The organism is Neptunomonas sp. ABH4_499 (assembly GCF_056160565.1).
The window spans coordinates 1-23,871 of sequence record NZ_JBSWXK010000027.1 but is presented as its reverse complement, the minus strand read 5'-3'; the positions used below and the strand labels follow the sequence as shown (position 1 = coordinate 23,871).

At 49.3% G+C, this 23,871-nt stretch carries 23 protein-coding genes, 5 tRNA genes and 1 riboswitch; of the genes, 16 read left to right on the top strand and 12 right to left on the bottom strand.

What is annotated here, in order from left to right:
• Positions 1 to 16 precede the first annotated feature (16 nt).
• The gene (locus ACXAF9_RS17780) at positions 17 to 532 is read right to left on the bottom strand and encodes a hypothetical protein (RefSeq protein WP_475076625.1); all 516 of its coding nucleotides are present in this window, start codon (positions 530 to 532) and stop codon (positions 17 to 19) included.
• Positions 533 to 744: 212 nt separating this feature from the next.
• On the opposite strand from ACXAF9_RS17780, the gene ACXAF9_RS17775 reads away from it, so the two are divergent.
• Positions 745 to 1,359, top strand: coding sequence for an SH3 domain-containing protein (locus tag ACXAF9_RS17775; protein ID WP_475076623.1), 615 nt, complete (start codon positions 745 to 747; stop codon positions 1,357 to 1,359).
• A gap of 23 nt (positions 1,360 to 1,382) precedes the next feature.
• Here ACXAF9_RS17775 and ACXAF9_RS17770 read toward each other — a convergent pair whose 3' ends face one another.
• Positions 1,383 to 2,273 (bottom strand): DMT family transporter, encoded by an 891-nt coding sequence (locus tag ACXAF9_RS17770; RefSeq protein ID WP_475076620.1) that lies wholly within the window; start codon positions 2,271 to 2,273, stop codon positions 1,383 to 1,385.
• A gap of 140 nt (positions 2,274 to 2,413) precedes the next feature.
• Here ACXAF9_RS17770 and ACXAF9_RS17765 point away from each other — a divergent pair, with 140 nt between their 5' ends.
• On the top strand, positions 2,414 to 5,011 hold the full coding sequence (locus tag ACXAF9_RS17765) for a putative bifunctional diguanylate cyclase/phosphodiesterase (protein ID WP_475076618.1): 2,598 nt from the start codon (positions 2,414 to 2,416) through the stop codon (positions 5,009 to 5,011).
• Positions 5,012 to 5,034: 23 nt separating this feature from the next.
• Here the strand turns inward: ACXAF9_RS17765 and ACXAF9_RS17760 are convergent, their stop codons facing one another.
• From ACXAF9_RS17760 to ACXAF9_RS17750, 3 genes are all read right to left on the bottom strand, one after another.
• Positions 5,035 to 5,559 (bottom strand): DUF2058 domain-containing protein, encoded by a 525-nt coding sequence (locus ACXAF9_RS17760; RefSeq protein WP_475076616.1) that lies wholly within the window; start codon positions 5,557 to 5,559, stop codon positions 5,035 to 5,037.
• Between the two features lie 213 nt (positions 5,560 to 5,772).
• A complete protein-coding gene (locus ACXAF9_RS17755; RefSeq protein ID WP_475076614.1) occupies positions 5,773 to 5,979 on the bottom strand; it encodes a PA3496 family putative envelope integrity protein in 207 nt (68 codons plus the stop codon).
• A gap of 141 nt (positions 5,980 to 6,120) precedes the next feature.
• Positions 6,121 to 6,318 carry a PA3496 family putative envelope integrity protein gene (locus ACXAF9_RS17750; RefSeq protein WP_475076611.1) on the bottom strand — a complete coding sequence of 66 codons (198 nt, stop codon included), beginning with the start codon at positions 6,316 to 6,318 and terminating at the stop codon, positions 6,121 to 6,123.
• Between the two features lie 255 nt (positions 6,319 to 6,573).
• On the opposite strand from ACXAF9_RS17750, the gene ACXAF9_RS17745 reads away from it, so the two are divergent.
• On the top strand, positions 6,574 to 9,309 hold the full coding sequence (locus ACXAF9_RS17745) for a bifunctional acetate--CoA ligase family protein/GNAT family N-acetyltransferase (protein ID WP_475076609.1): 2,736 nt from the start codon (positions 6,574 to 6,576) through the stop codon (positions 9,307 to 9,309).
• Between the two features lie 7 nt (positions 9,310 to 9,316).
• Here ACXAF9_RS17745 and ACXAF9_RS17740 read toward each other — a convergent pair whose 3' ends face one another.
• Complete coding sequence (locus ACXAF9_RS17740; protein WP_475076652.1) at positions 9,317 to 9,601, bottom strand: ArsR/SmtB family transcription factor; 285 nt, start codon at positions 9,599 to 9,601, stop codon at positions 9,317 to 9,319.
• A 256-nt stretch (positions 9,602 to 9,857) separates the two neighbouring features.
• Between ACXAF9_RS17740 and ACXAF9_RS17735 the strand changes: the two genes are divergently transcribed.
• On the top strand, positions 9,858 to 10,751 hold the full coding sequence (locus tag ACXAF9_RS17735; RefSeq protein ID WP_475076608.1) for a universal stress protein: 894 nt from the start codon (positions 9,858 to 9,860) through the stop codon (positions 10,749 to 10,751).
• 27 nt (positions 10,752 to 10,778) lie between these two features.
• On the opposite strand, the gene xthA is transcribed toward ACXAF9_RS17735, so the two are convergent.
• The gene (gene xthA, locus ACXAF9_RS17730) at positions 10,779 to 11,612 is read right to left on the bottom strand and encodes an exodeoxyribonuclease III (RefSeq protein WP_475076606.1); all 834 of its coding nucleotides are present in this window, start codon (positions 11,610 to 11,612) and stop codon (positions 10,779 to 10,781) included.
• 189 nt (positions 11,613 to 11,801) lie between these two features.
• Here xthA and gorA point away from each other — a divergent pair, with 189 nt between their 5' ends.
• The 3 genes from gorA to ACXAF9_RS17715 all read left to right on the top strand — a co-directional run bounded on the left by gorA (position 11,802) and on the right by ACXAF9_RS17715 (position 14,072).
• Entirely contained in the window at positions 11,802 to 13,160 is a 1,359-nt protein-coding gene (gorA, locus tag ACXAF9_RS17725; protein WP_475076604.1) for a glutathione-disulfide reductase, read from the top strand.
• A gap of 124 nt (positions 13,161 to 13,284) precedes the next feature.
• Positions 13,285 to 13,539 carry a hypothetical protein gene (locus tag ACXAF9_RS17720; protein WP_475076603.1) on the top strand — a complete coding sequence of 85 codons (255 nt, stop codon included), beginning with the start codon at positions 13,285 to 13,287 and terminating at the stop codon, positions 13,537 to 13,539.
• 86 nt (positions 13,540 to 13,625) lie between these two features.
• Positions 13,626 to 14,072 (top strand): hypothetical protein, encoded by a 447-nt coding sequence (locus tag ACXAF9_RS17715; protein ID WP_475076601.1) that lies wholly within the window; start codon positions 13,626 to 13,628, stop codon positions 14,070 to 14,072.
• A gap of 65 nt (positions 14,073 to 14,137) precedes the next feature.
• Here the strand turns inward: ACXAF9_RS17715 and htpX are convergent, their stop codons facing one another.
• Positions 14,138 to 15,025, bottom strand: a complete 888-nt coding sequence (gene htpX, locus ACXAF9_RS17710; protein WP_475076599.1) for a protease HtpX — start codon at positions 15,023 to 15,025, stop codon at positions 14,138 to 14,140.
• A gap of 262 nt (positions 15,026 to 15,287) precedes the next feature.
• Between htpX and ACXAF9_RS17705 the strand changes: the two genes are divergently transcribed.
• Entirely contained in the window at positions 15,288 to 15,809 is a 522-nt protein-coding gene (locus ACXAF9_RS17705; RefSeq protein ID WP_475076597.1) for a hypothetical protein, read from the top strand.
• A gap of 29 nt (positions 15,810 to 15,838) precedes the next feature.
• Here the strand turns inward: ACXAF9_RS17705 and ACXAF9_RS17700 are convergent, their stop codons facing one another.
• From ACXAF9_RS17700 to ACXAF9_RS17690, 3 genes are all read right to left on the bottom strand, one after another.
• Positions 15,839 to 16,666, bottom strand: a complete 828-nt coding sequence (locus ACXAF9_RS17700; RefSeq protein WP_475076595.1) for an HDOD domain-containing protein — start codon at positions 16,664 to 16,666, stop codon at positions 15,839 to 15,841.
• Positions 16,667 to 16,787: 121 nt separating this feature from the next.
• On the bottom strand, positions 16,788 to 17,156 hold the full coding sequence (locus ACXAF9_RS17695) for a hypothetical protein (RefSeq protein ID WP_475076592.1): 369 nt from the start codon (positions 17,154 to 17,156) through the stop codon (positions 16,788 to 16,790).
• A 134-nt stretch (positions 17,157 to 17,290) separates the two neighbouring features.
• Positions 17,291 to 18,505 carry a pyridoxal phosphate-dependent aminotransferase gene (locus ACXAF9_RS17690; protein WP_475076650.1) on the bottom strand — a complete coding sequence of 405 codons (1,215 nt, stop codon included), beginning with the start codon at positions 18,503 to 18,505 and terminating at the stop codon, positions 17,291 to 17,293.
• Positions 18,506 to 18,672: 167 nt separating this feature from the next.
• On the opposite strand from ACXAF9_RS17690, the gene ACXAF9_RS17685 reads away from it, so the two are divergent.
• Complete coding sequence (locus ACXAF9_RS17685) at positions 18,673 to 19,335, top strand: DNA-3-methyladenine glycosylase I (protein ID WP_475076590.1); 663 nt, start codon at positions 18,673 to 18,675, stop codon at positions 19,333 to 19,335.
• Here ACXAF9_RS17685 and ACXAF9_RS17680 read toward each other — a convergent pair.
• On the bottom strand, positions 19,332 to 19,925 hold the full coding sequence (locus ACXAF9_RS17680; RefSeq protein WP_475076588.1) for a SecY-interacting protein Syd: 594 nt from the start codon (positions 19,923 to 19,925) through the stop codon (positions 19,332 to 19,334). The genes ACXAF9_RS17685 and ACXAF9_RS17680 overlap by 4 nt on opposite strands.
• A gap of 96 nt (positions 19,926 to 20,021) precedes the next feature.
• A riboswitch (TPP riboswitch) is annotated at positions 20,022 to 20,123 on the top strand.
• A 95-nt stretch (positions 20,124 to 20,218) separates the two neighbouring features.
• Between ACXAF9_RS17680 and ACXAF9_RS17675 the strand changes: the two genes are divergently transcribed.
• The 7 genes from ACXAF9_RS17675 (at position 20,219) to ACXAF9_RS17645 (ending at position 23,864) form a co-directional block, all read left to right on the top strand.
• Positions 20,219 to 22,312 (top strand): TonB-dependent receptor, encoded by a 2,094-nt coding sequence (locus ACXAF9_RS17675; protein WP_475076585.1) that lies wholly within the window; start codon positions 20,219 to 20,221, stop codon positions 22,310 to 22,312.
• A gap of 77 nt (positions 22,313 to 22,389) precedes the next feature.
• Positions 22,390 to 23,061: a thiaminase II gene (gene tenA, locus ACXAF9_RS17670; protein WP_475076583.1), complete on the top strand. Its 672-nt coding sequence runs from the start codon at positions 22,390 to 22,392 to the stop codon at positions 23,059 to 23,061.
• A 212-nt stretch (positions 23,062 to 23,273) separates the two neighbouring features.
• Positions 23,274 to 23,350, top strand: a tRNA-Asp gene (locus ACXAF9_RS17665).
• A 69-nt stretch (positions 23,351 to 23,419) separates the two neighbouring features.
• Positions 23,420 to 23,495: transfer RNA gene (locus ACXAF9_RS17660), tRNA-Val, on the top strand.
• Positions 23,496 to 23,530: 35 nt separating this feature from the next.
• Positions 23,531 to 23,607: transfer RNA gene (locus ACXAF9_RS17655), tRNA-Asp, on the top strand.
• 69 nt (positions 23,608 to 23,676) lie between these two features.
• A tRNA-Val gene (locus ACXAF9_RS17650) sits at positions 23,677 to 23,752 on the top strand.
• A gap of 35 nt (positions 23,753 to 23,787) precedes the next feature.
• A tRNA-Asp gene (locus ACXAF9_RS17645) sits at positions 23,788 to 23,864 on the top strand.
• Positions 23,865 to 23,871: the final 7 nt, after the last annotated feature.

Here is a 23,871-nt window from a genome sequence, read left to right as displayed (position 1 = left end):
GAACCTGTTTACCTTATTACTGTGCTTCGAATTCAAAAACCGCTTTAATGGGGTGATCTCGATCGGCTTCGTGAATCAACACGGTCGCATGCCAAGTCATTCGGCCTGTTGTACAGACCGGTAATTCGGTTTGTACGCTCCAGGTTCCGGGTTGTACCTGCTGCATATCCACTTGGTTGATCCCCATAAACATCTCTTTGCCCTGTAAGTCCAGCACCACGCTTTCGGCTTCAAAGCCTTCTAGCCGTGTGGTAAACACCATCGGTGTTGCGGACATGGGAACTTTATCCAGCGTTAACGCCACCAGTTGATGATCATGCCTGGCGATACAGGTATCGCTTCCCAGTAAACAACCACTGACCGTTTCAAAATCAGGGGCTGGGTTAATGACCTGACGCATCTTACCAACCCAAGGGATGATAAAGATCATCGCCAGCAGCAAAACAGCTGCAATCAGGGCTAAAATGATGCGTTGTTGGCGTTTGCGATGTCGACGAGAGCGACGTTTCCTTGAAGATGATTGACTCATCATCCTTACTCCTTGGAAATCCATTAAATCGTTTTTTATAGTCCTTTAACATGCGACACGTTGTCGCAGCCCGAATAATGCCATGAAAGAGGGGGGATTTGTCACTAAAGCGAGCCAAAAAGTGGCATGTGATCCGATCAGTGGTATTATTTGAGCTGAACAGATAATAAATACAAGACGTCGATATTAACACCACTATTTATGTCGGGGATGCTATGCGAGCTTGGGCATCGGCAATTGCCACGTTCAGTTTATTGTTTTGTATGAAGGCAGCGGCCTTAGAGTATTACATCGTTATCGATGAGCCGATTAACGTTCGTACAGGACCGGGTACACAAAACCCGATGATTGCTCAGGTCAAAAAGAATGAGCAGATCTTATTCATTAAAGCCGAAGGCGATTGGGCCAATATTTTCTTCCTGCACCCGGACGGTCGAAAAGTAGAAGGCTGGATCCACCGTGATTTTATCGCACCGGATGAGTCGGTTCGTCAGGAAGAGAGCTCTGTGATTGCACAGGCTCAATCGGCTCACATTCAATGCCAAGATGATGAGCAGTTGGAACAGATCAGTACCTGTATATTGGATATCGACATCACCGTTGATGGCCCGGCTGAAAACGAAGCGGCCGCTATTTTGTGTGAATCAGAATTGATCTACACAACAACTGAAGGCACAGCCATGCCAGCACAAGAATCCGGAAAGATTCGCACACCGCTAAAAGCGGGCAGCGGCGCTGCGCGTATGCAGCTGATGATCTTTCCATCCATTCATCAAAGCGTGAAATCGGTCACGGTTGTTGATTATCGTTGTTTGGGTCAGCCTATTTAGACTTCCAAACCCCAAGCGGTCACCTAAATAACCGTTTGGGGTTGTTTGCGTTTGATCGACGGCAGCTGGCTGATGATCATACCCGCCAGCATCAATGCACAGCCAATCAGTGCTCTTGTCGTAAAGCCCTCATTCAAGAATAACCAACCGCCCAATGCCGCAAACGCCGCTTCTAAACTCATGATGACTGCCGCATGAGAAGCCGGTGCGGATTTTTGCGCCACAATCTGTAACGTGTAAGCCACACCCACAGAGAGCACACCGGCAAACAAAATGGCTTCGTAAGCTAATAAAGCATTATCCAGAATAAAGGTGTCGGCCTCGGTGATCATAGCAACCACGCCACACAGTAGGGCACAGGTCACAAATTGTGTGATGGCCAAACGTAAGTTATCAATTTTGGCGGCAAAGTAGCCGATGACAATTACGTGTAAAGCCCAGAAAAGCGCCCCCAGTAACTGATAAAAGTCCCCAGGGTTTACATGGAAAGACTCGGTGACGCTCAGTAAATAAAGGCCAGCAACGGCGCAGACCGCCCCAATCCAGGTGTTGGTTGTAATGCTATGCTTTAAGAAAAAGCCGATCAGTGGCACCAAAATAATGTAAAAGCCGGTGATAAAACCCGCGTTTGCAGTGGTGGTGTATTGCAATCCGTACTGCTGTAGCGATGCGCCCATAAATAAAATGACACCCGCGATGCCACCCATCTTTAGGCACTCGCTACGTTTATGATCTTGAGTGGGTTTGAAAACGAGCAATAACGGCAGTAAAGAGAGAGCACCAATAAAGAAGCGAGATGCATTAAATCCAAAAGGACCTAAGTGATCCATCCCCAGTCGTTGAGCAACAAATGCAAAGCCCCAGATGGCGGCGACGATCAATAAAACCGCATCCGCTTTGAATTTTCTTGGCATCTTGAATGACTCGTCAAAAAAAAAAGCACTATACTGTTAATGGTTCGAAAAAACAGGATGTTAAGCGGGCGTTTTTTTTCGAACAGTATTATCCCCACAAGGATGTTCAACTGTATAAAAATAGGGACAATAGGTTACACATGCTCAAGGCTTCTGGGTTTCGGCCAAGTTGGTATCGTTTACTGACGTTTTTTCTTTGTACGATTATTCTGCTCGCATTCTGTTTATTTGGCTGGATCACTTGGAAGGATGTCCGTGCTGAAGTCTCTTCAACCCTAGACCCTCACAACCGAGCACTGACCTCGACCTTTAATGGATTTATCTCTCGTCAGGCCGAGTTACTGGATACGCTGGCTGTCACAATGGATGACAGCTCAAGTACTCAACAACGTTTGAACGACATTCTGCAAGCGACCCCAGAGATGCGCGTCCTAGCGTATTTGGATTCCGATTATTCGGCCATTGCCAGCACGGGGCAGTTAAAGTCGATCAATTGGGCCGAACTCTTTGATGGCGAACGCTCCATCGGTAAGCCGTTTCGTCCTTCGTTTATTGGGGAAACGATTGTTCCTGTGCGGGTGTCGATGGCATCTGGGCATTTTCTTGTGGCTGCCTACCGATTGGTCGGACAGGACGGAATCTGGCAAGTCTCTGAGACGGGGCCGGCTATCCGCTCGATGATCATCGGTGCCGATGGCTTGATCTATGTTTCTTATCCTGAAACCTCCCTCTTTTGGGAGAGCTTCATCACCAGCACGGTATCACCGGAACTGTTGGCTCACATTGAGGCATTGAGCAAAGCAAATCGGGATGCTGAATCCCTGAGCATTGATCAGGATGAGCTGCAAGGTGAGTCTCTGACCTTCACGGCTCAGGAATTACAGGATTATCAACTTTATGCCTTGAGTGGCATCGATCACTCGGTGTTTTGGGATCAATGGATCAGTCAAATTAAGTACGTTGCCTTAGCGGCGTTGCTCTTTATGGTGTTAGGTGCTTTTGTGGTTCGGTTGGTGGCTAATCGAGCCAACCGTTCTGAAAGTGCCAAAGATAAAGCCGAATACAACGTTATGAAGCTGTCTCAGGCCATTGAGCAGAGCCCAAGCAACGTGGTTGTGACGGACTCCAGTTGGTTGGTGGAGTATGAGAACAAACGCCAAACGGATCAGCAGGGCATTGCTGGGCGTGCTGAAGTCGGTCGCTCGTTGTTGGACTTTTATCCGTTTCAGCTGATCAAGAAAGATATCCACGATGTGGAGCATACCCTGAATCACGGCGATAGCTGGTTTGCTGAGCGCTTCTCCAAGGAGCAAAAACAGTGGTTCTCATTCACGGTGAGCGGTATCTCTGGTGAGGATGGAGTGTTAGACAGCTATGTAGTGGTTACCCAAGACATCTCGGAGCGAAAACGCACCGAGGTGCGTCTCTTTAAGCAGGCGAACTTTGATGCTCTGACCGGACTGCCTAACCGACGACGTACCCATGATCTTCTTGAAGAGCAGCTAACCGAAGCGTTCAAGCATGAGGAAAAGGTCGCGGTTCTCTACATGGATGTCGATAACTTTAAACAGGTGAATGATACGTTTGGCCACATATTAGGTGACCAGATGCTACAGATGGTGGCACTTCGCCTGCAAAAGTCCGTTGTAGACCGGGCGGTAGCGTGTCACATGAGTGGGGATGAGTTCCTGATTTTCATGCGCTATACCGATCACGCTATGGTGGTTGAGCAAGCCGAGAAAATCATGGAGTCCATGGTTGACCCGATGAAGCTAGAAGGCAAAAAACTGTTCGTGTCAGTAAGTGTCGGCATCGCATCCTACCCGGATGACAGTGCGGATGTTATTGGCTTACTGAAAGATGCGGATATCGCCCTTTATGAGTCCAAAAATCGTGGACGTTGCTGTTACAGCTTTTTTGACCGGGAGTTGGATGAGCGTAATAAACGTAAGATTGAGCTTGAAAGCGAGATCCGAAACGCAGTTGCCAACCAAGAGATCTACATGTGTTATCAAACCAAAAATCGCATCAGCAATGAGGATGTGTATGGGTTTGAGGCACTGATGCGATGGAAAAGCCCGCGTTTAGGCTTTGTCTCCCCAGAAGAGTTTATTACCGCCGCCGAAGAGATAGGCGTGATTGATGTGTTAGGGGAGTTTGCGTTGTACCAAGCGTGCGAAGATTTGAAGCGCTTCCAAGGTACCGCCGATGAGCCTTTGAACATGGCGGTGAACGTGTCGATGCGACAGCTGACTCACTCCGATGTGGTGGGCACTGTAAAAACCGTATTGGAAAAAACGCAAACTGACCCCGCTCGATTGGAGCTTGAGATTACCGAGTCGATGTTGGCCCAACAGTTGGACGAGGTACAGCCGATTCTAAATCAGTTGTTGGAGCTGGGTGTGTCTTTATCGATTGACGATTTTGGCACTGGCTATAGCTCGTTAAGTTATTTAACGCGCTTCCCCGTTTCTACACTTAAGATTGACCGCGTGTTCGTCAAGGATATGGTCGAGAACAAAAGCGATGCAACCTTGACCCATACGGTGATCACGATGGCCCATAAGTTGGGGTTAAAAGTGGTGGCTGAAGGTATCGAAGATGAAGCGCAACTGGCGCTTTTACGAGTGTATGACTGTGATATCGGTCAGGGATACTTCTTCTCGAAACCGCTGACCTTCGATGAGATGGTAAACCACCTTCGCAACAAACAAGATAAACCGGAGTGGGCCATTTAATTGGCCCTCTCCGTTCTTATTGGTTACCACATCAAGTCATCAGGTACTTGATAAGCCGCGTAAGGGTCGTCTTCATCAACGGTTTCTTTTTCAACCATGTGTACCCACTCTGGGCAGCGAATAGCGACTTTTTCGGCAATAGGGCGCTCAACCACAAACAGCTGATCTTCTTTTGGCGTCACAATCGCCCACTGGCCGGTAGCCAGCTTGTTTTGCTGCTCTTGGTTGACGTACAGACTTTTTACTTTCTTGTTAAATACGTAGTTGTAGCGAATTTCCGCTTCTGGGTTTAACGTTTGGTTGTTCTTGGTTAACAGGTCCAGCGCTTCGGACAAAAGCGCTTTTTGCGCTTTCTCTTCGTTCAGTTTCTGATTAAGTGCTCGGTCTCGCTCGCGTTTCGCTTCAATTGAGTCTTGGTTCGCGGTGGCGTCTTCTTGCGCCTTTTTCTTTTGTTTTTGCGCTTTACGCTTATCCGCTTTCGCTTTATTGACCTGTTGCTTGGAGGCAACGCCGGCTTTTAACAGCTGTTCCTGAAGAGATTTGGCCATGAGACACCCGATAAAACTGAATTTTCGGCCGAACTATACCACAGCAAAAAGCGATGCCAAGGGGCTATAAAACTAAGAGAAGAAGAGGGGGGGAGGTAACGACCATTGGTTAGACTCGTTGGAGAGAGTTTGCTGGGCCAATGGTCGTTGAGTCAGTACTGCCTGAACTAACCATTACCATTGTAATGATTAATCGCAAGAAAGAAAGGGAAACTACAGCTCAAGGGCATCCCACTCATCGGCGATTTGTCGACGCAGTCGACGCTCTTCTAACGCATCTTCAATTAAACGACGCTTCTTACCGTTGTAACTCAAACGCTTGCGGCCTTTGCTTGATTCTTCATCGTCAATCTCAAACTCTTCCCAGTCGTCGGAGTCTTCAAAGCTAGGCATCTTTTCAACACGGATTTTTGTGCTCATTCACAAAGTTCTCATAAACACATTTACAAAACCTGCCACCGACTCTTCGATGGCAGCCAACAAATGCGAATATAAAACCAAGTTTTTTTTAATGAGAAATTGATTTTTCTTATGATCAATTCCAAACAAATCTATCGCACGCTATAGATCAAAATCGTCTTCAAACACATCGCGTATCGATTGTTGTAATTGCCGTGCTTCCAAACGTTCTTCAATGCTTTTTCTTACGTTTCGACGGCTGTTTTTGGGGGTGTTGATGAAACCGATATCGTCCGTTTCTTCAAGGTCGTATAGGTCGCTTTCATCTAAAAAACGATCGTCTAGCTGCTTTCCAGTCATAAAGCCTCCAGCGGGGTTAGGAGAGTCAATGAAATAGGCTGTATTAAGGATTAGCAGTGGATTGGAAGTCTGTAAATTGAAAAAAAACAAACTCCCGGGGTGGATAACATGAATGCGCTGCAAAAATGCCGATGGGCGAACACTGATTTAGCACAGCGTTTGCGTGATTCTAGGCTCTGTCGTGAAAGGTTCAGGGTTCAACCTAAGACCAATGGTGTATAGTTAGCCAAGTCCTTGATCAAACCGGAGCTGTGTGTGAGCACCAAATACCTGAAACGTTTTTTCCAACCGCGCTCAATCGCTGTGTTTGGCGCCTCTGAGAAAGAGGGCAACATGGGCGGGATTGTGTTACGAAACCTTCAGGACAGCGGTTTTCCGGGCAGTCTTACGGCTGTAAACCCGGAAGATTATGATCAGGTGTTTGGAGTGACGTGTTACAAAGGGGTATCCGACCTTGCTGAGATGCCGGATTTAGCGATCATTTGCTCACCCCCTGAAACTGTGGCCGACATCATCCGTAAATTGGGTGCAAACCGGGTTAAGGCCGCCATGATCTTAACCGGTGGTTTGTCGATCACGTTAAACCCCAAAGCTCGATCGTTAAGCGACGATGTGAAGGAAGCGGCCAAGCCATACGGTATCCGGGTGTTGGGCCCGGAGTGCATGGGGTTATTGGTGCCTGGTTCTAAAATGAACGCCAGCTATTCACACGTGAACATCTCGAAAGGGAAGGTGGCGTACATCGGCCAATCGGGCCTCATTGGTACGGCGATGATCGATTGGGCTAACGGTCAGGAGATCGGCTTCTCGCACTTTATGACGCTCGGCGCTGGGGTGGATGTGGATCTGCCAGCTGTGATCGATTACGTGGCGAAAGACCCTTACACACACGCCATTTTGCTACAGCTCGACCGAGTATCAGGTTCGGCCCGTCGCTTCTTATCCGCATTGCGAGCGGCTTCGCGTAATAAGCTTGTGCTGGTATTAAAATCCGACATCGTCGTGAACGAAAGCCTGAAAGTCTCTTTAGCACCGGGTATCCCCGATGAGGATTTAATCTACGATGCGGCGTTAAGGCGCGCCGGTGTAGTGCGAGTGAATACCTCGGATGAGCTGTTTCACGCGCTTGAAACACTGACGCGCATGAAACCCTTACGTGGCGAGCGTTTAGCCATTTTATGCAACGGTATGGGGCCTGCGGCTTTGGCAACCGAACGCTTGCTTAAACGTGGTGGTCACTTGGCGCGCTTAAGCGACGATACGGTGCAAAAGCTTCACGAGCTACTGCCCTTTGGGTGGGTGGCGCAAAACCCGATCGATATTAACGCCGATGCCAACCCAGAGCGTTTTGCCAGTGCGTTGGCTATCTTGCTTAAAGACCCCGAAGTGGACTCGGTACTGTGTATTCACGCGCCGACGTATACCGCCCCGAGTTTGGCTACTGCCGAAGCGGTAGTGCAAGTGGCACGTAAATCCCCACGAAATGTACTGACCTGCTGGATGGGGCGGGCGACGGCCATTGGGGCGCGTAATCACTGCAACACCGTAAACGTTGCGACCTTCATTACGCCGGAGGAGGCCGTGGATGCCTTCATGCACATGGTGGATTACCATCGTAATCAGGAAACCATGCGGCAAACGCCCCCGAGTTTTACCGCTCAGAATGCACAAAACCATGCTGCTGCCCGCGCTTTGATCAATCAAGCCATGGATGATGGTCGGGATTACCTAACCCATGCTGAGGTGTCCTCGCTGCTTGAGCAGTACGATGTGCCCGTGCAAAACAGCTTTTACGCCAGTGACATCAATCAGGTGGTCGAGATTGCCCGTGAGATGGGCGGCTCGGTCGCCATTAAGGCGCTGCATAAAGACAACGCTTACCCGTTTAGCGACTCTGGCAGCGCAAGACAGCGCTGGCATGATATGGCGCAGGATATCTACTCCTTAAGTGAAGTCCGACACGCAACCACGAAACTTGCGTACCGTGTGCGCGAGCGCTTTGCCGATGAGGATATCTTTGGTTTTTGTGTCCAACAGATGAAGCGTGGTTTCCAGTCCTTGCAGATCAATGTGGGCATTACCCGCGACCCCACTTACGGCCCTGTGATTGTGTTTGGTGCCGGTGGTTATACGGTGGATACCTTATCCGACCGGCACGTGATGTTGCCGCCCATGAACATGGCCTTGGCGATGGAGCTGGTAAAAAGTTCGCGAGTGTATCGGATCATTCAAGAGCGCAGTTATCAGCCAGAGCGTGACTTGGAACAACTCTGCGAGCTGATCATCAAACTCTCTGAGATGATTGTGGAGCTACCAGAGCTTAAATGCCTTGAGATCAATCCACTCTTGTTAAATAAACTCGGCATTTTAGCCGTGGATGGCGCAGCCTCTTTGGGTGAGCCTGCTAAGCTTTCGATCTCGCCTTATCCTGGGGATTTAGAAGAGGCGATCACGCTGAAAAGGTCTGGACGCCCAGCGGTTGTGCGCCCGATCCGTGCTGAAGATGAGCCTCAGCATCTGGAGTTTTATAACACGTTAAGTCCAGAGTCGATTCGGATGCGCTACTTCTACAGTCGTGGAGTGCCCACCCATCAAGAATTAGCAACATGGACGCAGATTGATTACGACCGAGAAATGGCGTTCATCGTGTCAACTCCAAGGCTCGATGGGAAAGGGCCAGAAACCTTAGGCGTCGTGCGTGCGGTAACGGATGCTGATAACGTGCGAAGTGAGTTTTCGATTGTGATTCGGGATGATCTGCAAGGCGAAGGGCTTGGGGCGATCTTGATGAACAAGGTGATCGATTACTGTCGAGGTCGAGGCACTTTAATGATCGAAGGCTCAACTCTGCCATCCAATAAAGGCATGCAAGGCTTGGCCTCAAAACTGGGCTTTAAAAACACCTTTAATGCTGAGGAAGAGGTGGTCGAGATGAAAATGATGCTGAACGAGCCTGTTGAAGACTGGCAGATCTCCCGCCTTCAACAGTGAGAGGGTGTTACAGGTCTGGGCAGAACATCTTATGCAATGTGCTGATGATCCGCTTGGCGGTATCGCCTTTTAGTGTGTAAAAAATGGTTTGGGATTCGCGACGTGTTTGAACCAGACCATCTTTGCGCAAAATTGCCAAATGCTGAGACAGAGCTGATTGGCTCAGGTCCAGTCTTTGGTTGAGTTCCGTTACCGATAACTCCTTGCCATCAAGATGGCACAGAATCAGCAAGCGGCTTTCATTGGCCATCGCTTTCATCAACTTAGCCGCTTTGGAGGCGTTCTCTTTCATTAAATCCGAAGCGTCATCCATGCTCGCTTGTTGTGTCGTACTGTTCAAAGTGATTCCTCTGCGCAAAAACAAAAACGCATATACGCCTAAAGTTGTAGACGCCATTCTACAAAATGACCCAACACCCTGCAATTTATCCCGTTCGTAAGACCATTATAGTTGAAGCTTGATCCCGGTCAGGGTTTGCCATGATGAAAAGATGAACGATTGGTCAAGATCGTACTCAGAATAGATAAATCTAAGAAGGACAATTGTCATGGATCTTGAAAAAATTCTTGTTGTTATTGACCCCGAACTCGACAACACCGAATACCTTAAAAAAGTAGCTCAATTGGCCACCGCTACCGGTGCCATGGTGGAGCTGTACAACGTCGTCTTTAACTCCTCCTTGCATGACAGCTACCTCTTTAACCGAGATCAAGAGGGGCAAGCGATCGCCTCGTTCCTGAAAAGTCAGGAACCTTCGCTTGAGAAAATCAGTTACTCGCTCGCAGAGTGCGGAATCCGTTGTGGGTATGATTTGGATTGGTCGAAGGATTTGGGTGAGGCCGTTGTCAAAAAAGCACAAGCATTTGATGCGCAACTGGTGATGCTCTCGTCGGTTCAAGAGCCTGGCAGTTATCTTCTGAACTTGGGTAAATGGAAGCTGATTTCTCAGATTGATCGTCCACTTCTGCTCGTTAAAGACCATAAATGGGCCACACACCCTCGTGTCGCCGCGGCGATTGATCCGTTTCATGAAAGCGAGCAAGCCGAGGCGCTGGATCAACGCATCGTAACCCTTCTCAAAGCGATTGAATCGCCACTTTCGGCTGAAATGCACTTGGTCCATACCTTCACTACCGTGCCGCAGTCGGTGATTTTTAACGAGCACATCGCTTTGGATTTCAATCAGCTCAAAGAGCGCATTCGAGAGCAGCACACACTGAAACTCGGTGACTTTGTAAATGAAAATGGCCTACAAGATGCGCAATTGCACCTGAAACAAGGTGAGTTTTATATGGAGCTGAAAAAGCTACAGGAAGAGGCTAAGTTGGATATTGTGGTGATGGGGTCCATCGCACGTGGGGCGGTTGATCGCTTGTTGATTGGTAGCTCGACAGAGCGGGTGTTCCACGAAGTGGATGCCGATCTTCTGTTGGTGAAGTAGGCCGGCACTCTGCACCGGCCAGATCCGTTACAGGTCGAATTCAGCCCAAACCGGGGCGTGGTCAGAAGGTTTTTCCATGCCTCGGATATCGTAATCAATACCAGCGGCTGTGCAGGCTTCTAACATGGATGGGGTTGCGAGCAGGGTATCGATACGAAGACCGCGTTTGGGCTCATCGTCAAAACCTTTGGAGCGATAATCAAACCAGCTAAAGCGATCATCGGTATCTGGGTGCCATTTTCGGAACGTGTCCGTCAGGCCCCAGCTTAATAAGCGCTCGAACCATTCGCGCTCAATCGGTTGGAAGCTGGTTTTACCGGTTTTCAACCAGCGCTTTCGATTGGCTTCGCCGATACCGATGTCCAAATCTGTTGGGGAGATATTAAAGTCGCCCATCACAATAAGGTGATCTGTATTAACGTGATGCTCCGTTAAGTGCGCTTGTAAGTCTTCATAAAACTTAGTCTTGGCTGGGAATTTTACGGGGTGATCTATGCTCTCCCCTTGAGGGAAATACCCGTTAAGCACCGTGATGCGCTCGCCGCGGTCGGTTTCGTAAACGCCAATGATCATGCGTTTTTGATCATCGTCCGTGTCGGTCAGGAAGCCTTTTTGTACCGAAATGAGCGGCTTTTTGGTGATCAAACACACACCGTAGTGGCTCTTTTGGCCAAAGTATTCAACGTGGTAGCCAAGGTCCGTGATGCTGCTGACAGGGAATTGCTCGTCGTGTACCTTGGTTTCCTGAAGGCCGATGATGTCCGGTTGGTACTGCTCAATCAACGCCTCAATTTGGTGTGGACGAGCGCGTATCCCATTGATGTTAAAAGAGATGATTTTCGTAGTAGATGCATTGGACATAATCAGGTGTCTCGGTACAGATTGTCATAAGATGAATGGCCAAAGATGGTAACATGGATCGCAGTTGGGTGAAGCAGTGTACCGCATCTGCCCGATTTGTTTTTTCAATACAGTCAGTAGCTAGAACTCATTAGTCGATGTCGTTATGTTTGGCTAGTGTACGTGTTTTGCTTTATTTGGGAGGTTAGCGTGGCAACATATGATTTTGATCTGTTTGTAATCGGTGCGGGCTCTGGTGGCGTGCGCGCTGGCCGAATGGCGGCTTCCCAAGGCGTTAAGGTAGCCATCACTGAAGATCGTTACATGGGCGGTACCTGTGTGAATGTTGGCTGCGTACCTAAAAAGCTGTTTACGTATGCCGCGCATTACGGCGAAGATTTTGAGGATGCTAAAGGCTTTGGTTGGAACTTGGGCGATCAAGCGTTTGATTGGCCAACCCTTCGGGATAACAAAAACGCTGAGATCAATCGTCTTAATGGCATTTACCGCAACCTTTTGGTGAATTCCGGATGCGAGTTGATCGAAGGGCGTGGCCGCATTGTCGATGCCCACACCGTCGAAGTGGCCGGTAAGCAGTTCACCACAGAGCGTATCCTCGTAGCCACGGGTGGATGGCCGTTTATCCCAGACTTCCCAGGCAAAGAGCATGCAATTTCATCGAATGAGGTTTTCTACCTAGAAACATTCCCCAAACGAGCCGTGGTTGTCGGTGGCGGTTACATTGCCGTTGAGTTTGCCGGTATCTTCGCAGGTTTAGGTGTTGATACCACCATGGTAAATCGCAGTGAGTGTATCTTAAAAGGTTTTGATGAAGATATCCGTCAATTTGTAGCCCAAGAGATGCAAAAGAAAGGTGTTAACATCCGTGATCGTCTCTCGGTTAGCCAGATCGATCAAAACGATGATCAATCCTACACCGTGACCTTCACTGATGGTTCGACTCAGCAAGCCGATTGCGTTCTGATGGCCACAGGGCGAGTGCCCAATACGCACAACTTAGGTCTAGAGAACGTAAGTGTAGAATGCGCTGATAACGGTGCCATCAAGGTGAATGATCAGTTTCAAACATCGGAGCCGTCCATCTATGCCATTGGTGATGTGATCGACCGTGTTCAGTTAACCCCTGTGGCTTTGGCAGAAGGGATGGCGCTGGTTCGCCACCTCTACAAAGACGGTGATGCGTCTATTGATTACTCCGGTATTCCAACAGCCGTGTTCTGCCAACCCAACATTGGCACCGTAGGCTTAACGGAGCAGCAGGCGATAGAACAAGGTCATCAGGTTGAGATCTACCGCAGCAACTTCAGAGCGATGAAACACACGCTGTCTGGTCGAGATGAGCGCACTTTGATGAAGCTGGTGGTCGACAAAGTAACCGATAAAGTACTGGGTGTTCATATGGCGGGTGCAGATTCAGGAGAGATCATTCAAGGTTTTGCTGTCGCTTTGAAAGCCGGTGTAACGAAGGCGGTGTTTGATAGCACCATCGGCATCCACCCAACGGCCGCCGAAGAGTTCGTTACCATGCGAGAGCCAGTTAAAAGCTGATCTTTCTTTTGATCGTTCGTCTTTTGGGGGGCTGACCCGCTCGGTACCCCAACTCTGAAAATTTATTGATCAAAAAACGCACTCTTGTTACTTAGCGTCTATGCTGAGTGAGAGGAGGGCCGTTATGAATTTAGGCGTCTTTTGGTTAATCCACACCTTTACTCCTTCGTGGATGCATGACCGCACACCCGATAAGCACCATTTTTATCGTCGAAAATTCACACGCCAATACCAACAGCGAAAGCGATGGGTGACTAAGTTGTGGGCAGGTGTTGGTTTGATGTGTTTAGTGATCCCCATAGCGCCTTTGGTGGTCGCTGTGCTGCTGTTGACGGCATTTGTCTCTTTTAGCGTATTGGATGAGTCACAAGACAAATAGGGATGATCCCTAGAATAGGGTATTTTACTTACGTTTTGTTTTTTTAAGCTGTGCTTCTTGAATACACACAATTCAAGGAGTGAATTATGCCTTTCTGTTTTAAACGCTCTGTTGGCGCTTTACTGATCACATGCCCTTTGATGAGTTTTCCATTACAGGCTGACCCCGGGGTCGGCATCGGTTTCAGCTACGTCTTTGGTGAAGGGGCCGCCATTGGCCTTAAAGTCTTTTCTGATGATGAGGAAGATCAAGGCGTAGCCGAGATGGGTATCGATTATGTGTTTCCAAGCCAATCTTGGCGTCCCCATTTGGGTGCGGCTTACTTAGGTGATGACTATTTTGTGGATGTGAACCTGGGTTACACCTTAGGTTTGGAGTCTTGGAATGTCGCAATGGGAGCTGGTTATACAAATACGGATGAGGATAAAAAAGCGTCAACCGCGACCGAAACCGATACTGAAACGGATGGGGTGCTTACAGACACCGAAACTGATCTGGGAGAACCAGATGGTGAAACGGATGCAGTGTTTTAACCCCGAATTTGGATACAAAAAAGCCACAGGTGGGTAGCCTGTGGCTTTTGTTTGTGTAAGTGAGATTAGCCGCGAGCCTGCAGCGCAGCAATACGCTCATCCAGCGGTGGGTGGCTGGACATCAGCTCGGCTAAGCCGGATTTAAAGTGGCCATTGATACCGAATGCGGTCAGCTGATTAGGCAGTTGATCGGGGATTTCATACTCCGCTTTCAGGCGTTGCAGTGCACCGATCATACCTTGAGTGCTGGCTAAGGTGGCACCGGCTTCATCGGCACGGTATTCACGTCGACGAGAGAACCACGCCACAATAATTGAGGCTAACAAGCCAAAGACTATCTCGGCCACAAAGGTCGCAATGTAATAGCCAATGCCAACGCCGCCTTCATTCTCGCCGCGTCGCAAGAAGGAGTCGACGGCATAGCCCACGATCCTTGCAAAGAACATTACAAAGGTGTTTACCACGCCTTGGATCAAGGCGAGGGTAACCATATCACCGTTGGCCACGTGACCAATCTCGTGGGCCATAACAGCGCGCGCTTCTTCTGGGCGGAAACGTTGCAACAAACCCGTGCTGACCGCTACTAATGCTTTGTTCTTATTCCAGCCGGTAGCAAATGCGTTGGCTTGCTGCGCTGGGAAGATACCTACCTCTGGCATGCCGATGCCGGCTTTGTCCGCCAGCTCCTGAACAGTTTCGACCAACCATTTCTCTTCTGGAGTGGTTGGGTTTTGTATGATTTGCGTACGGGTCGACATCTTGGCCATTGTTTTGGATAGGAACAATGAGATGAACGAGCCTACAAAACCAAAGACGGCACAGAAGGCCAGAAGGTTTTTAAGATCCAGACCATTGGCCGTGATGTGGCTACCAACACCCAATAAGCTTAGGGTGATACTGGCAACCGCGATGACCGCAAGGTTGGTTAATAGAAAAAGCACGATTCGCATCATAGTGACTACATTCCTAGTGTGGGTTACCCGTTAGATAAGGGTTTTTGGGCTAAGTTTCAAGATTGCGACCACAAAGAGTAAGGTTTTTGGTTATTTGTGCACTTTGGCAGTGATTTTAAAGTGGATGTCGCAAATCTCTGCTATATTTTTTGTAAGAAAGCGCTAAAATGCGCGGCTTTTAGTTGAAGGATCCTTTCGCAAGATTGGCTGTCATACGGAAATGACTCCTTTGAAGCACGTTGTAGGCTGGCAAAGACGCTTTATGAACAAACGTTTACACGACCCATCACAGATTATCTGCTTAGACATCGAAGCCAGTGGCTTGGGCACTCGCTCGTACCCGATCGAGATCGCTTGGAAGCAACTGGATGGTATGGACGAAGATGACTTCTTGATCGACCCTCGCACCGGTTACAACTGGAATGACTGGGACGACAGTGCGGCCAACGTTCATGGCCTGACACAGGCGGAGCTCTATGAAGAGGGCATCAGTGCCAAAGAAGCGGCCACGCGTTTGAATCAGCGCCTAAAAGGAAAACAGGTGTACAGTGACGCGTTTGAGTTTGATTACTTCTGGATCAGCCGTTTATTCGACGCGGCTATGGTACGCCCACAGTTTCGTTTATTGGGGCTTGAGGAGTTACTCAACGAGGATGATTTGGAGTTGTATCAACAACTGTCCACGCAGTCGCCTCGTTTACACCGTGCGATGCCCGATGTTGAAGATCTGATACGCTCGATTGAGCCCTTCGTGTTGCCAAGACAAAAAAAAGCGCTCATGTGAGCGCTTAAACCATCCTACCAGCTCGCTTCCTATCCATTTAATCCATCTAAACCCGATTCCAGCGCAAGTGCTGTATCAAGCTCATCAATAATATCGGCGTTGATGCCTGCCGCAGCGGCAATGTCACGCGGGAATTGTTCTTTCACCCATTCTGGGTCTTTCTTGTTTCGGATGCAGGCATTGATGTAACAGGCCAGATTGATGACGGCCGCCAAGGCTTGGCCATTCTCTGCATTGAGTGGCTTTTTATAGCCTTCAACCGCTTGGCCAAGCTCAGGTGGGAATTTCCACATATCGAGCAGCGCTTTACCGGCTTGTTGTGAGGTAAACCCTAAACGCTCCATTTCGGCGTCACTGCGTGAGCATTGAGTTTGTTCAATTAAGGTTTGGATCGCCTTGGCGCGATTTGGCTCAGCCAGGTACAACAGCAAACGGCCAATGTTGTGTATGATGCCGGTGGTAAAGGCGATGTCCTCTTCGACACTGTTTGTGTGGCCTGCAAACCACTTAGCTAATGCACCGACTTGGAAAGATTCGCTCCAGAATGCTTTAACATCCATCCCCTCAACCTCTGGGGCGGAGCCTGCAAAACCGGATGCAATGACCAAAGTTTTAAGTTTCTCCATGCCCAGCATCACGGTGGCTTCGTCGATGGAGGAGACTTTTCGTGAAAGGCCAAAGTGGGCTGAGTTTACTAGGCGCAGAATTTTCAAAGAGAGCGTTTGATCCGCACTGACTTTCTTTGCAATTTTGACGTAATCAACTTTAGGGTCGTTTAGAGCTTGAATCAGTTCGCGTACCACTTCGGGTACGTTGGGAAGTTTACTCGTTTGGTTTAAAAGATCCTGGACCCGCATGTCCTGTCCCCTTGTTCTGCGTTGTTATGAATTCAGATTAGATCAGCTTTTCAAAACCGCAAATTCAAAAGAGTGTTTAAATGATGTGATTGCGAGTCCAGATACAAAAAATCTTTACAGGTCAGAGGTTTAAAACGTGATCTTCAATCTTTTCGCGCAGTTCGGCGTATTGCCCCATCTCTTCGGGTAAAAAGTAGAGCTTGTAGTAAGCGCGCTCGATTAATTGGCCTTTGTTGCCTTTGATGTTTTCTTTCATGTGCGCGTAGGTGTAGGTCATTTGCAAGTGAATGACTCGCGTAAAAGGGGGCAGGGTAAACTCGTGCTCTTCAAGGTCGTAACGGGTTTTGGTCTCTTTGATCGTATAAAAGGACACCTCGCCCGCGTGGTGTAAATTCAGCAAAAAGTTAGAGGTAACCGGCACAAGGTGGCGTTTTTCAAGGCCGTTGTGCTCCATGTAGATTCCGCAGTTCTTTTTAATTTTGATAAACATACATCCCTTCCTCTCTGTGATCTTTTTTTTGATCTTATGGTGGTTGCACTTTCACAATATCAAGCATTGAAGACGCTTTGGTGACGCATGGCGTCTCATAAAAAAGAGCGGCCATGGCCGCTCTTTCTGAAGTCTTACTGCTCGTAAGTTTTTAGGAAGGTCGCAATGCGGCTGATTGCATCCTCGACCTCATCCTGACGCGGCAGGAACACAATCCTAAAATGCTGGGTATCTGGCATATTGAACCCGCTACCTTGAACGATCAGTACTTTTTGCTGCTGTAACAGATCCAGAGCAAATTTCTCGTCGTTCTTGATAGGGTAGACCTCAGGGTCTAATTTCGGGAACAAATACAAAGCCCCTTTGGGTTTTACACAGCTGACGCCAGGGATCTCATTAAGCATCTCCCAAGATTTGGTGCGCTGCTCGTACAGGCGACCCGTAGGCACGATCAACTCTTTGATGCTCTGGTAGCCACCCAATGCAGTTTGTATGGCATGTTGAGCAGGGACGTTAGCGCACAAGCGCATGTTGCTCAGCATATCCAAACCTTCGATGTAATCGCGTGCTTTGTGTTTAGGCCCACTGACGATTACCCAGCCAGCTCGAAAGCCCGCAGCACGATAGGTTTTGGACAACCCATTAAAGGTTAAGCACAGAACATCTTCGGTGAGCGAGGCCAGTGACACGTGCTTGGCTTCGTCGTACAAGATTTTGTCGTAGATCTCATCGGCAAACAAAATCAGGTTGTGCTCGCGGGCCAGCTCAACAATCTGCTTAAGGACCGCTTCTGGATAGACCGCACCGGTTGGGTTGTTCGGGTTAATAACCACAATCCCTTTGGTACGCTCGGTGATCTTGCTGCGCATATCTTCGATATCGGGTGCCCAGTCGGCTTGCTCGTCGCACACGTAGTGCACGGGTGTACCACCGGCAAGACTCACCGCGGCTGTCCAAAGTGGGTAATCGGGTGCTGGGATCAGCATTTCATCGGTATCGTTCAGAAGGCCTTGCATCGCCATCACGATCAGTTCCGAAACACCGTTACCGATGTAGATATCTTCAACGCCCACGTTGGCGATCTTGCAGCGTTGTGACTCCTGCATGATCGCCTTTCTCGCTGCAAACAAGCCCTTAGAGTCGCAGTAGCCTTGTGAGGCCGGTAAATTGCGAATCACATCTTGAACAATCTCTTCTGGGGCATCTAAGCCCCATGGGGCTGGGTTGCCGATGTTCAATTTGAGGATTTTGTGACCTTCCTCTTCGAGCCTTTTAGCTTCCTGCAGGACAGGTCCGCGAATGTCGTAACAGACATTGGTGAGCTTGTTTGATTTGCGAATAACGGACATGATGTTGTTTCCAAAAATCTGCCAATCGATCGGTAGGCAGGGCGTACGCGAGAAATAAAAAATCATCATACGCCTTTTCATACCTGAAAAGAACTGTCGTCAAGGTGGAATATCCCGAAAAATCGGGCGTTTACGAGAAAAAGATTGTTTACGTTACAGGAAACAAGATGAAATCATTCGAGTGGATATATCAGCATGCATTAGAGCAAAAAGGCGAAGTTGTCGAAAGCCTATTGCCACAGTGTTTCACCAGTGAAGAGCTGGCCAAACAAAGCGATGCGGATCTGTTCTCGGCCATGAGTTTACGGATTTTTCGCGCCGGTCTTAAGCATTCGGTGGTGGATGCAAAATGGCCCGCATTTGAAAAAGCCTTTTTTGGCTTTGATCCGCACAAAGTGGCGTTGATGAGCGATGAGCAGCTCGAGAACTTGATGGGTAATGATCAGATTATTCGTCACTGGGGCAAAATCAAAGCCACCCGAGCAAATGCCTTTTTCATGGTCGAAACGGCCGAACAACACGGCAGCTTTGCTAAATGGCTTGCGCAGTGGCCGGTGGATGACATCACAGGGCTTTGGGCCTATCTGAAAAAGCATGGGCAGCAACTAGGGGGCAACTCTGGACCTTACTTTTTGCGCATGGTGGGCAAAGATACCTTCGTGATGACCGATGATGTTGTAGCCGCCTTAAAAGCCCAAGGCGTGATCGATAAAAAACCGACCGCCAAACGAGATGTGGCGTTAGTACAGCAGGCGTTTAACCAGTGGCACAAAGAGTCGGGCCGACCCATGTGCCAAATCAGTCGTTTACTCTCATTTTGCGTGGGTTAGCGATCATCGTTTCGTTTGGGCGTTAATGTCGACAGGAAGCTTGCCAAATCATCGGCAATCTTCCTGACCGCTCCTTTTTTGGGGTACTCCAACCAAACCGATCCATCCTCATTACGAATCGATAAAATGCCGTCATCCGGCAGCGTGCAGGCAAAAAAGAAGCTGACCGGCTGCTTGCGCTTCATCTGGCTAAATACGTGTCCTAGTAAGTTCTCTCTTAAACGCTCAAGGTCTGGCTCGCTCCAAGGAAACAGCAAGGTTAAATCCCCATCTGGGGCGCCCATTAATAATGGATCGGACCAGTATTGGCTGTAATAAGCCTGCACGCTTGGGTGGACGGTAAGCTCAAGTGCGCTTCCTAACCGATCGAACAAATCATGCGCCTTATCTTGTTGTACCGGTTGCCATTTGATGGGTTCTCCATCCGGTGCTTCGCCTTGATAACAAGGGGAGGGGAACGCACGGTCCATAATGACCGTAGCGGGCTGCTCAGTGTGCAAGGCATTCCATTGGTTTATAAGACGATTCAACTGTTGGGCGATTGGGCAATCCATAAAAGCTTTACCGGTAAACGATGTGAGAGTGCGCATCTTAACGCAACTTAAAAGCGTGGCGAAATGAACACTGGGTTTCGCTGGTCGATTGGCGTGTGAATCCGTACAATGCGCATCCATTACACGCGTGTGTAATTCGCCTTGGGGTGGCTACGGCCTGAGATCTCAGTGATGAGGGACCCAATGAACCTGATCCAGTTAATACTGGCGTAGGGACAGGCAGAGTAAACGTCGTACCGGATCTGGGGTATTACCCCCCTGCATCTATATGAATGCCCGATGGGTGAGATCTCTCCTGTCCTTTTTATATCGATATAGAAAGGATATCCATGAAACCATTTCGATCCTCTTTACCTTTCCTAAGCGCTTGTGTGCTGACACCTATGGTGCCGCAGTGGGCGTTGGCCGATTCTGTTGATGAGTCCACACTCGATGAGATTGTGGTCAGCGCCGACTTCAGACCGACGTTAGCCAGCGAAACGGCCGTGAGCTTAACGGACATTGATGCGGCAACAATGGACGCACGAGGCGCTGAGCACCTTGAAGATGTGTTGGGGCTTGCGCCCAACGTGAACTTATCCGCCGGTGCATCGCGCGGGCAGTTTTTCCAAATTCGCGGTATGGGCAGTCGCAGTCAATTCAATGCGCCGATCAACCCATCGGTGGGTTTGATCATCGACGGTGTGGATTTTAGCCGTACCGGCGGGGCGGCCACTCTGTTTGATATGGAATCGGTGGAGGTACTCCGTGGTCCGCAGGGGACGCGGTTTGGCTCTAATGGCTTGGCGGGTACGATCAACTTGCAAAGTAAAGCGCCAACCGATCAAATGGAAGCCCATGCGCAATTGGGGTTAGCGGATTACAACACGCGTGATCTGGGTGTCGCCGTTGGTGGCGCGCTGATGGAAGACAAGCTGCTTGGGCGTTTGTCGGTGTTCTCTCATCAGTCCGATGGGTACATGAAGAACGACTATCTCAACCGCCGGAATACTCAAGAGCAAGATGAAACGACGTTGCGTGGCAAGCTACGGTGGTTGGCTTCGGACGATCTGACCATTGATCTCAGTTACCTCTATCTGAACATCGACAACGGTTATGATGCCTTTACGCTCGATAACAGCCGTACCAGCGTTTCGGACGACCCCGGGCAAGATCAGCAGCACACCCATGCGTTGTCGATTAAAAGCCAGTGGGAGGCTGATGAGCGCTTCTTGGTTGAAACCGAATGGACTTACCTAAACAGCGATATCGTCTACTCCTACGACGCGGATTGGGGCTACGCTGGGCAATTCGATGATGCGCTGTATCCGTACGTAGGTACTCAGCGTTTTGATCGCGCCCGAGATAACGCGTCTGCCGAAATCCGCTTGGTGTCTAATCCTGAAGGACGTATCTTTAATCACTCGACAGATTGGGTCGTAGGTATCTACCGCATCAATCAAGATGAGTCGTTTAAAGAAACCTCGGATTATGGCGTGTTTGGTACACCCCCAGTGCTGAGTGGGGATTACCTAACCCAGAACAGCTCTGTGTACGGCCAACTGGATACGCATCTAACCGATAAGCTGACTTTGGTGAGTGGTGCGCGTGTTGAGTACTTTAAAGCCAAGTACGATGACAACACGGCGTTGTCGATCCACACCGATGAAGTCCTCTTTGGCGGCAAGCTTGGCCTGAACTATCAGGTAACGCCAGAGCATCTTCTATTTACCTCCTTGTCACGTGGTTATAAAGCCGGTGGTGTTAACAACACCGCGGCGTTACCGACGGATCAGCGTGATTTCGAGACGGAATACAGTCTAACCTTGGAATTAGGGGCAAAGTTCCGCTGGTTGGATGATCGTTTAACGACTGATCTTACCCTGTTCTATACCCAACGACGTGATGCTCAGGTCAATGAGTATGTGCAAATTGGGCCACAGTTTATCTCCTACACCGACAATGCGGCCAAAGCGACGCACCAAGGGATTGAAGCAAGCTTGGATTGGTTGGTCAGCTACGATGTGCGCTTGATGGCATCGGTTGGTCTGCTAGACGCAGAGTTTGATCGATACGCGCCAAATGGCGAGTCGATGAAAGGACGTGATGTGGCGCATGCGCCTAACTACACCTACAGCGTAGGCTCGGAAGTGTACCTCACCGATGCGTGGACGCTGCGCGCGAACGTAGAAGGTAAGGATGCGTTCTACTTCTCGGATAACCACGATGCGCGCTCTAAGTCCTACGCGACCGTAAATGCCAGTGTACAGTACGTGCAAGGGGAGTGGTCTGTCACGTTGTGGGCGCGCAACTTGTTTGATAAGGATTATTACACCCGTGGTTTCTATTTTGGGAATAACCCAGCCAATGGCTATCAGGATGAGCGCTACGTGCAATACGGCGAGCCTCGGATGGTGGGCCTAACATTGGCGTATGACTACTAAGCAACATACTCAAGAGCGGTTTTAGCCGCTCTTTTTATATCTGGGATTCATCTAAGTTAAGTCTAAGGAGAGAGACAATGCGGTTTATCGACACCTTAAAAACAGCGACGGGCGATTTGTGGGATCAAATCCATACCATGCCATTTAATCGTGAACTCAGCGCAGGCACATTGCCGACTGAGATCTTTAAAGGGTACATCATTCAGGACGCTCATTATTTAGAAGGGTTTGCCAGAGCCCTAGCACTGGCTGCAGCACGTGCGCCAAACCCATCAGCCGTGGGGCAGTTAGCCGGGTCGGCCAGTGGTGCTGTCATGGTTGAAGCTGCGCTTCATACAACGTACATGAAGCAATTTGGAGTATCTAAGGCGGAGTTTACCCGTACGCCAAAATCCCAAGCGTGCGATCATTACGTAAGCGCGTTGATCAGCTCGGCCGCGACAGATGATTTCCCGGTGGCGGTGTGCGCACTTTTACCCTGTTTTTTGGTGTACTACAGCGTGGGGCAGTTGTTGGCTAAAGAATCGGTCGCCAATAACCCGTATCAGGCCTGGATTGATACCTACTCGGGAGAAGAGTTTGCAAGTGCGGTAGAAGCGATGCTGACGCTAACGGATGCGTTAGCGGCTAAGGCGGACCAAGCAACCCAAGAAAAAATGACCCAAGCCTTTATAAAGGCGACTTGGCACGAGTGGCACTTTTGGCACAGTGCCTATCATCAAGAAGGCTGGTTGGACGTTTCGGCCTAAGCTTTGGCGGGTCGAGATTTCTTTTAGGATGTCGACCCGAGCTAGCTTATTGAAAGATAAAGCGTTGACGGTTGAATGTTTTTTGAACGTTGTTTAGATCGGTTTTTAACCAAATAAAAAAAACTGAAAAAAATCACCATAAATGTTTGACATCGTTACGAAAGTATTTAAAATTCGCACCTCGTTCAGGGACGTAACCTGAATGAAGCAGTGGAGTGGTAGTTCAGTTGGTTAGAATACCTGCCTGTCACGCAGGGGGTCGCGGGTTCGAGTCCCGTCCATTCCGCCACTAACTGGTTCGGTTAAAACGCTTACCGAAACAGTCTAAACACAGCGAAAGCTAAAGCATTCTGTTAGTGGGCGTGTAGCTCAGTTGGGAGAGCGTCGCCCTTACAAGGCGAATGTCGGGAGTTCGAACCTCTCCACGCCCACCACTAACAGCTCGGGGACGAGTAAATCCAAACCATGTGGAGTGGTAGTTCAGTTGGTTAGAATACCTGCCTGTCACGCAGGGGGTCGCGGGTTCGAGTCCCGTCCATTCCGCCACTAACTGGTTCGGTTAAAACGCTTACCGAAACAGTCTAAACACAGCGAAAGCTAAAGCATTCTGTTAGTGGGCGTGTAGCTCAGTTGGGAGAGCGTCGCCCTTACAAGGCGAATGTCGGGAGTTCGAACCTCTCCACGCCCACCACTAACAGCTCGGGGACGAGTAAATCCAAACCATGTGGAGTGGTAGTTCAGTTGGTTAGAATACCTGCCTGTCACGCAGGGGGTCGCGGGTTCGAGTCCCGTCCATTCCGCCACTAACTG

Bases quoted from the DNA above. Each gene is read 5' to 3' on its own strand.
- ACXAF9_RS17685 (WP_475076590.1), top strand. From the start codon at position 18,673: ATGAAATCATTCGAGTGGATATATCAGCATGCATTAGAGCAAAAAGGC.
- ACXAF9_RS17680 (WP_475076588.1), bottom strand. From the start codon at position 19,925: ATGCGCACTCTCACATCGTTTACCGGTAAAGCTTTTATGGATTGCCCA.
- ACXAF9_RS17675 (WP_475076585.1), top strand. From the start codon at position 20,219: ATGAAACCATTTCGATCCTCTTTACCTTTCCTAAGCGCTTGTGTGCTG.
- ACXAF9_RS17715 (WP_475076601.1), top strand. From the start codon at position 13,626: ATGCCTTTCTGTTTTAAACGCTCTGTTGGCGCTTTACTGATCACATGC.
- ACXAF9_RS17770 (WP_475076620.1), bottom strand. From the start codon at position 2,273: ATGCCAAGAAAATTCAAAGCGGATGCGGTTTTATTGATCGTCGCCGCC.
- xthA (WP_475076606.1), bottom strand. From the start codon at position 11,612: ATGTCCAATGCATCTACTACGAAAATCATCTCTTTTAACATCAATGGG.
- ACXAF9_RS17690 (WP_475076650.1), bottom strand. From the start codon at position 18,505: ATGTCCGTTATTCGCAAATCAAACAAGCTCACCAATGTCTGTTACGAC.
- ACXAF9_RS17735 (WP_475076608.1), top strand. From the start codon at position 9,858: ATGGATCTTGAAAAAATTCTTGTTGTTATTGACCCCGAACTCGACAAC.
- ACXAF9_RS17695 (WP_475076592.1), bottom strand. From the start codon at position 17,156: ATGTTTATCAAAATTAAAAAGAACTGCGGAATCTACATGGAGCACAAC.
- ACXAF9_RS17700 (WP_475076595.1), bottom strand. From the start codon at position 16,666: ATGCGGGTCCAGGATCTTTTAAACCAAACGAGTAAACTTCCCAACGTA.
- ACXAF9_RS17775 (WP_475076623.1), top strand. From the start codon at position 745: ATGCGAGCTTGGGCATCGGCAATTGCCACGTTCAGTTTATTGTTTTGT.
- htpX (WP_475076599.1), bottom strand. From the start codon at position 15,025: ATGATGCGAATCGTGCTTTTTCTATTAACCAACCTTGCGGTCATCGCG.
- ACXAF9_RS17740 (WP_475076652.1), bottom strand. From the start codon at position 9,601: ATGAAAGAGAACGCCTCCAAAGCGGCTAAGTTGATGAAAGCGATGGCC.
- ACXAF9_RS17760 (WP_475076616.1), bottom strand. From the start codon at position 5,559: ATGGCCAAATCTCTTCAGGAACAGCTGTTAAAAGCCGGCGTTGCCTCC.
- ACXAF9_RS17750 (WP_475076611.1), bottom strand. From the start codon at position 6,318: ATGACTGGAAAGCAGCTAGACGATCGTTTTTTAGATGAAAGCGACCTA.
- ACXAF9_RS17705 (WP_475076597.1), top strand. From the start codon at position 15,288: ATGAACAAACGTTTACACGACCCATCACAGATTATCTGCTTAGACATC.
- ACXAF9_RS17780 (WP_475076625.1), bottom strand. From the start codon at position 532: ATGATGAGTCAATCATCTTCAAGGAAACGTCGCTCTCGTCGACATCGC.
- tenA (WP_475076583.1), top strand. From the start codon at position 22,390: ATGCGGTTTATCGACACCTTAAAAACAGCGACGGGCGATTTGTGGGAT.
- ACXAF9_RS17755 (WP_475076614.1), bottom strand. From the start codon at position 5,979: ATGAGCACAAAAATCCGTGTTGAAAAGATGCCTAGCTTTGAAGACTCC.
- ACXAF9_RS17765 (WP_475076618.1), top strand. From the start codon at position 2,414: ATGCTCAAGGCTTCTGGGTTTCGGCCAAGTTGGTATCGTTTACTGACG.
- ACXAF9_RS17720 (WP_475076603.1), top strand. From the start codon at position 13,285: ATGAATTTAGGCGTCTTTTGGTTAATCCACACCTTTACTCCTTCGTGG.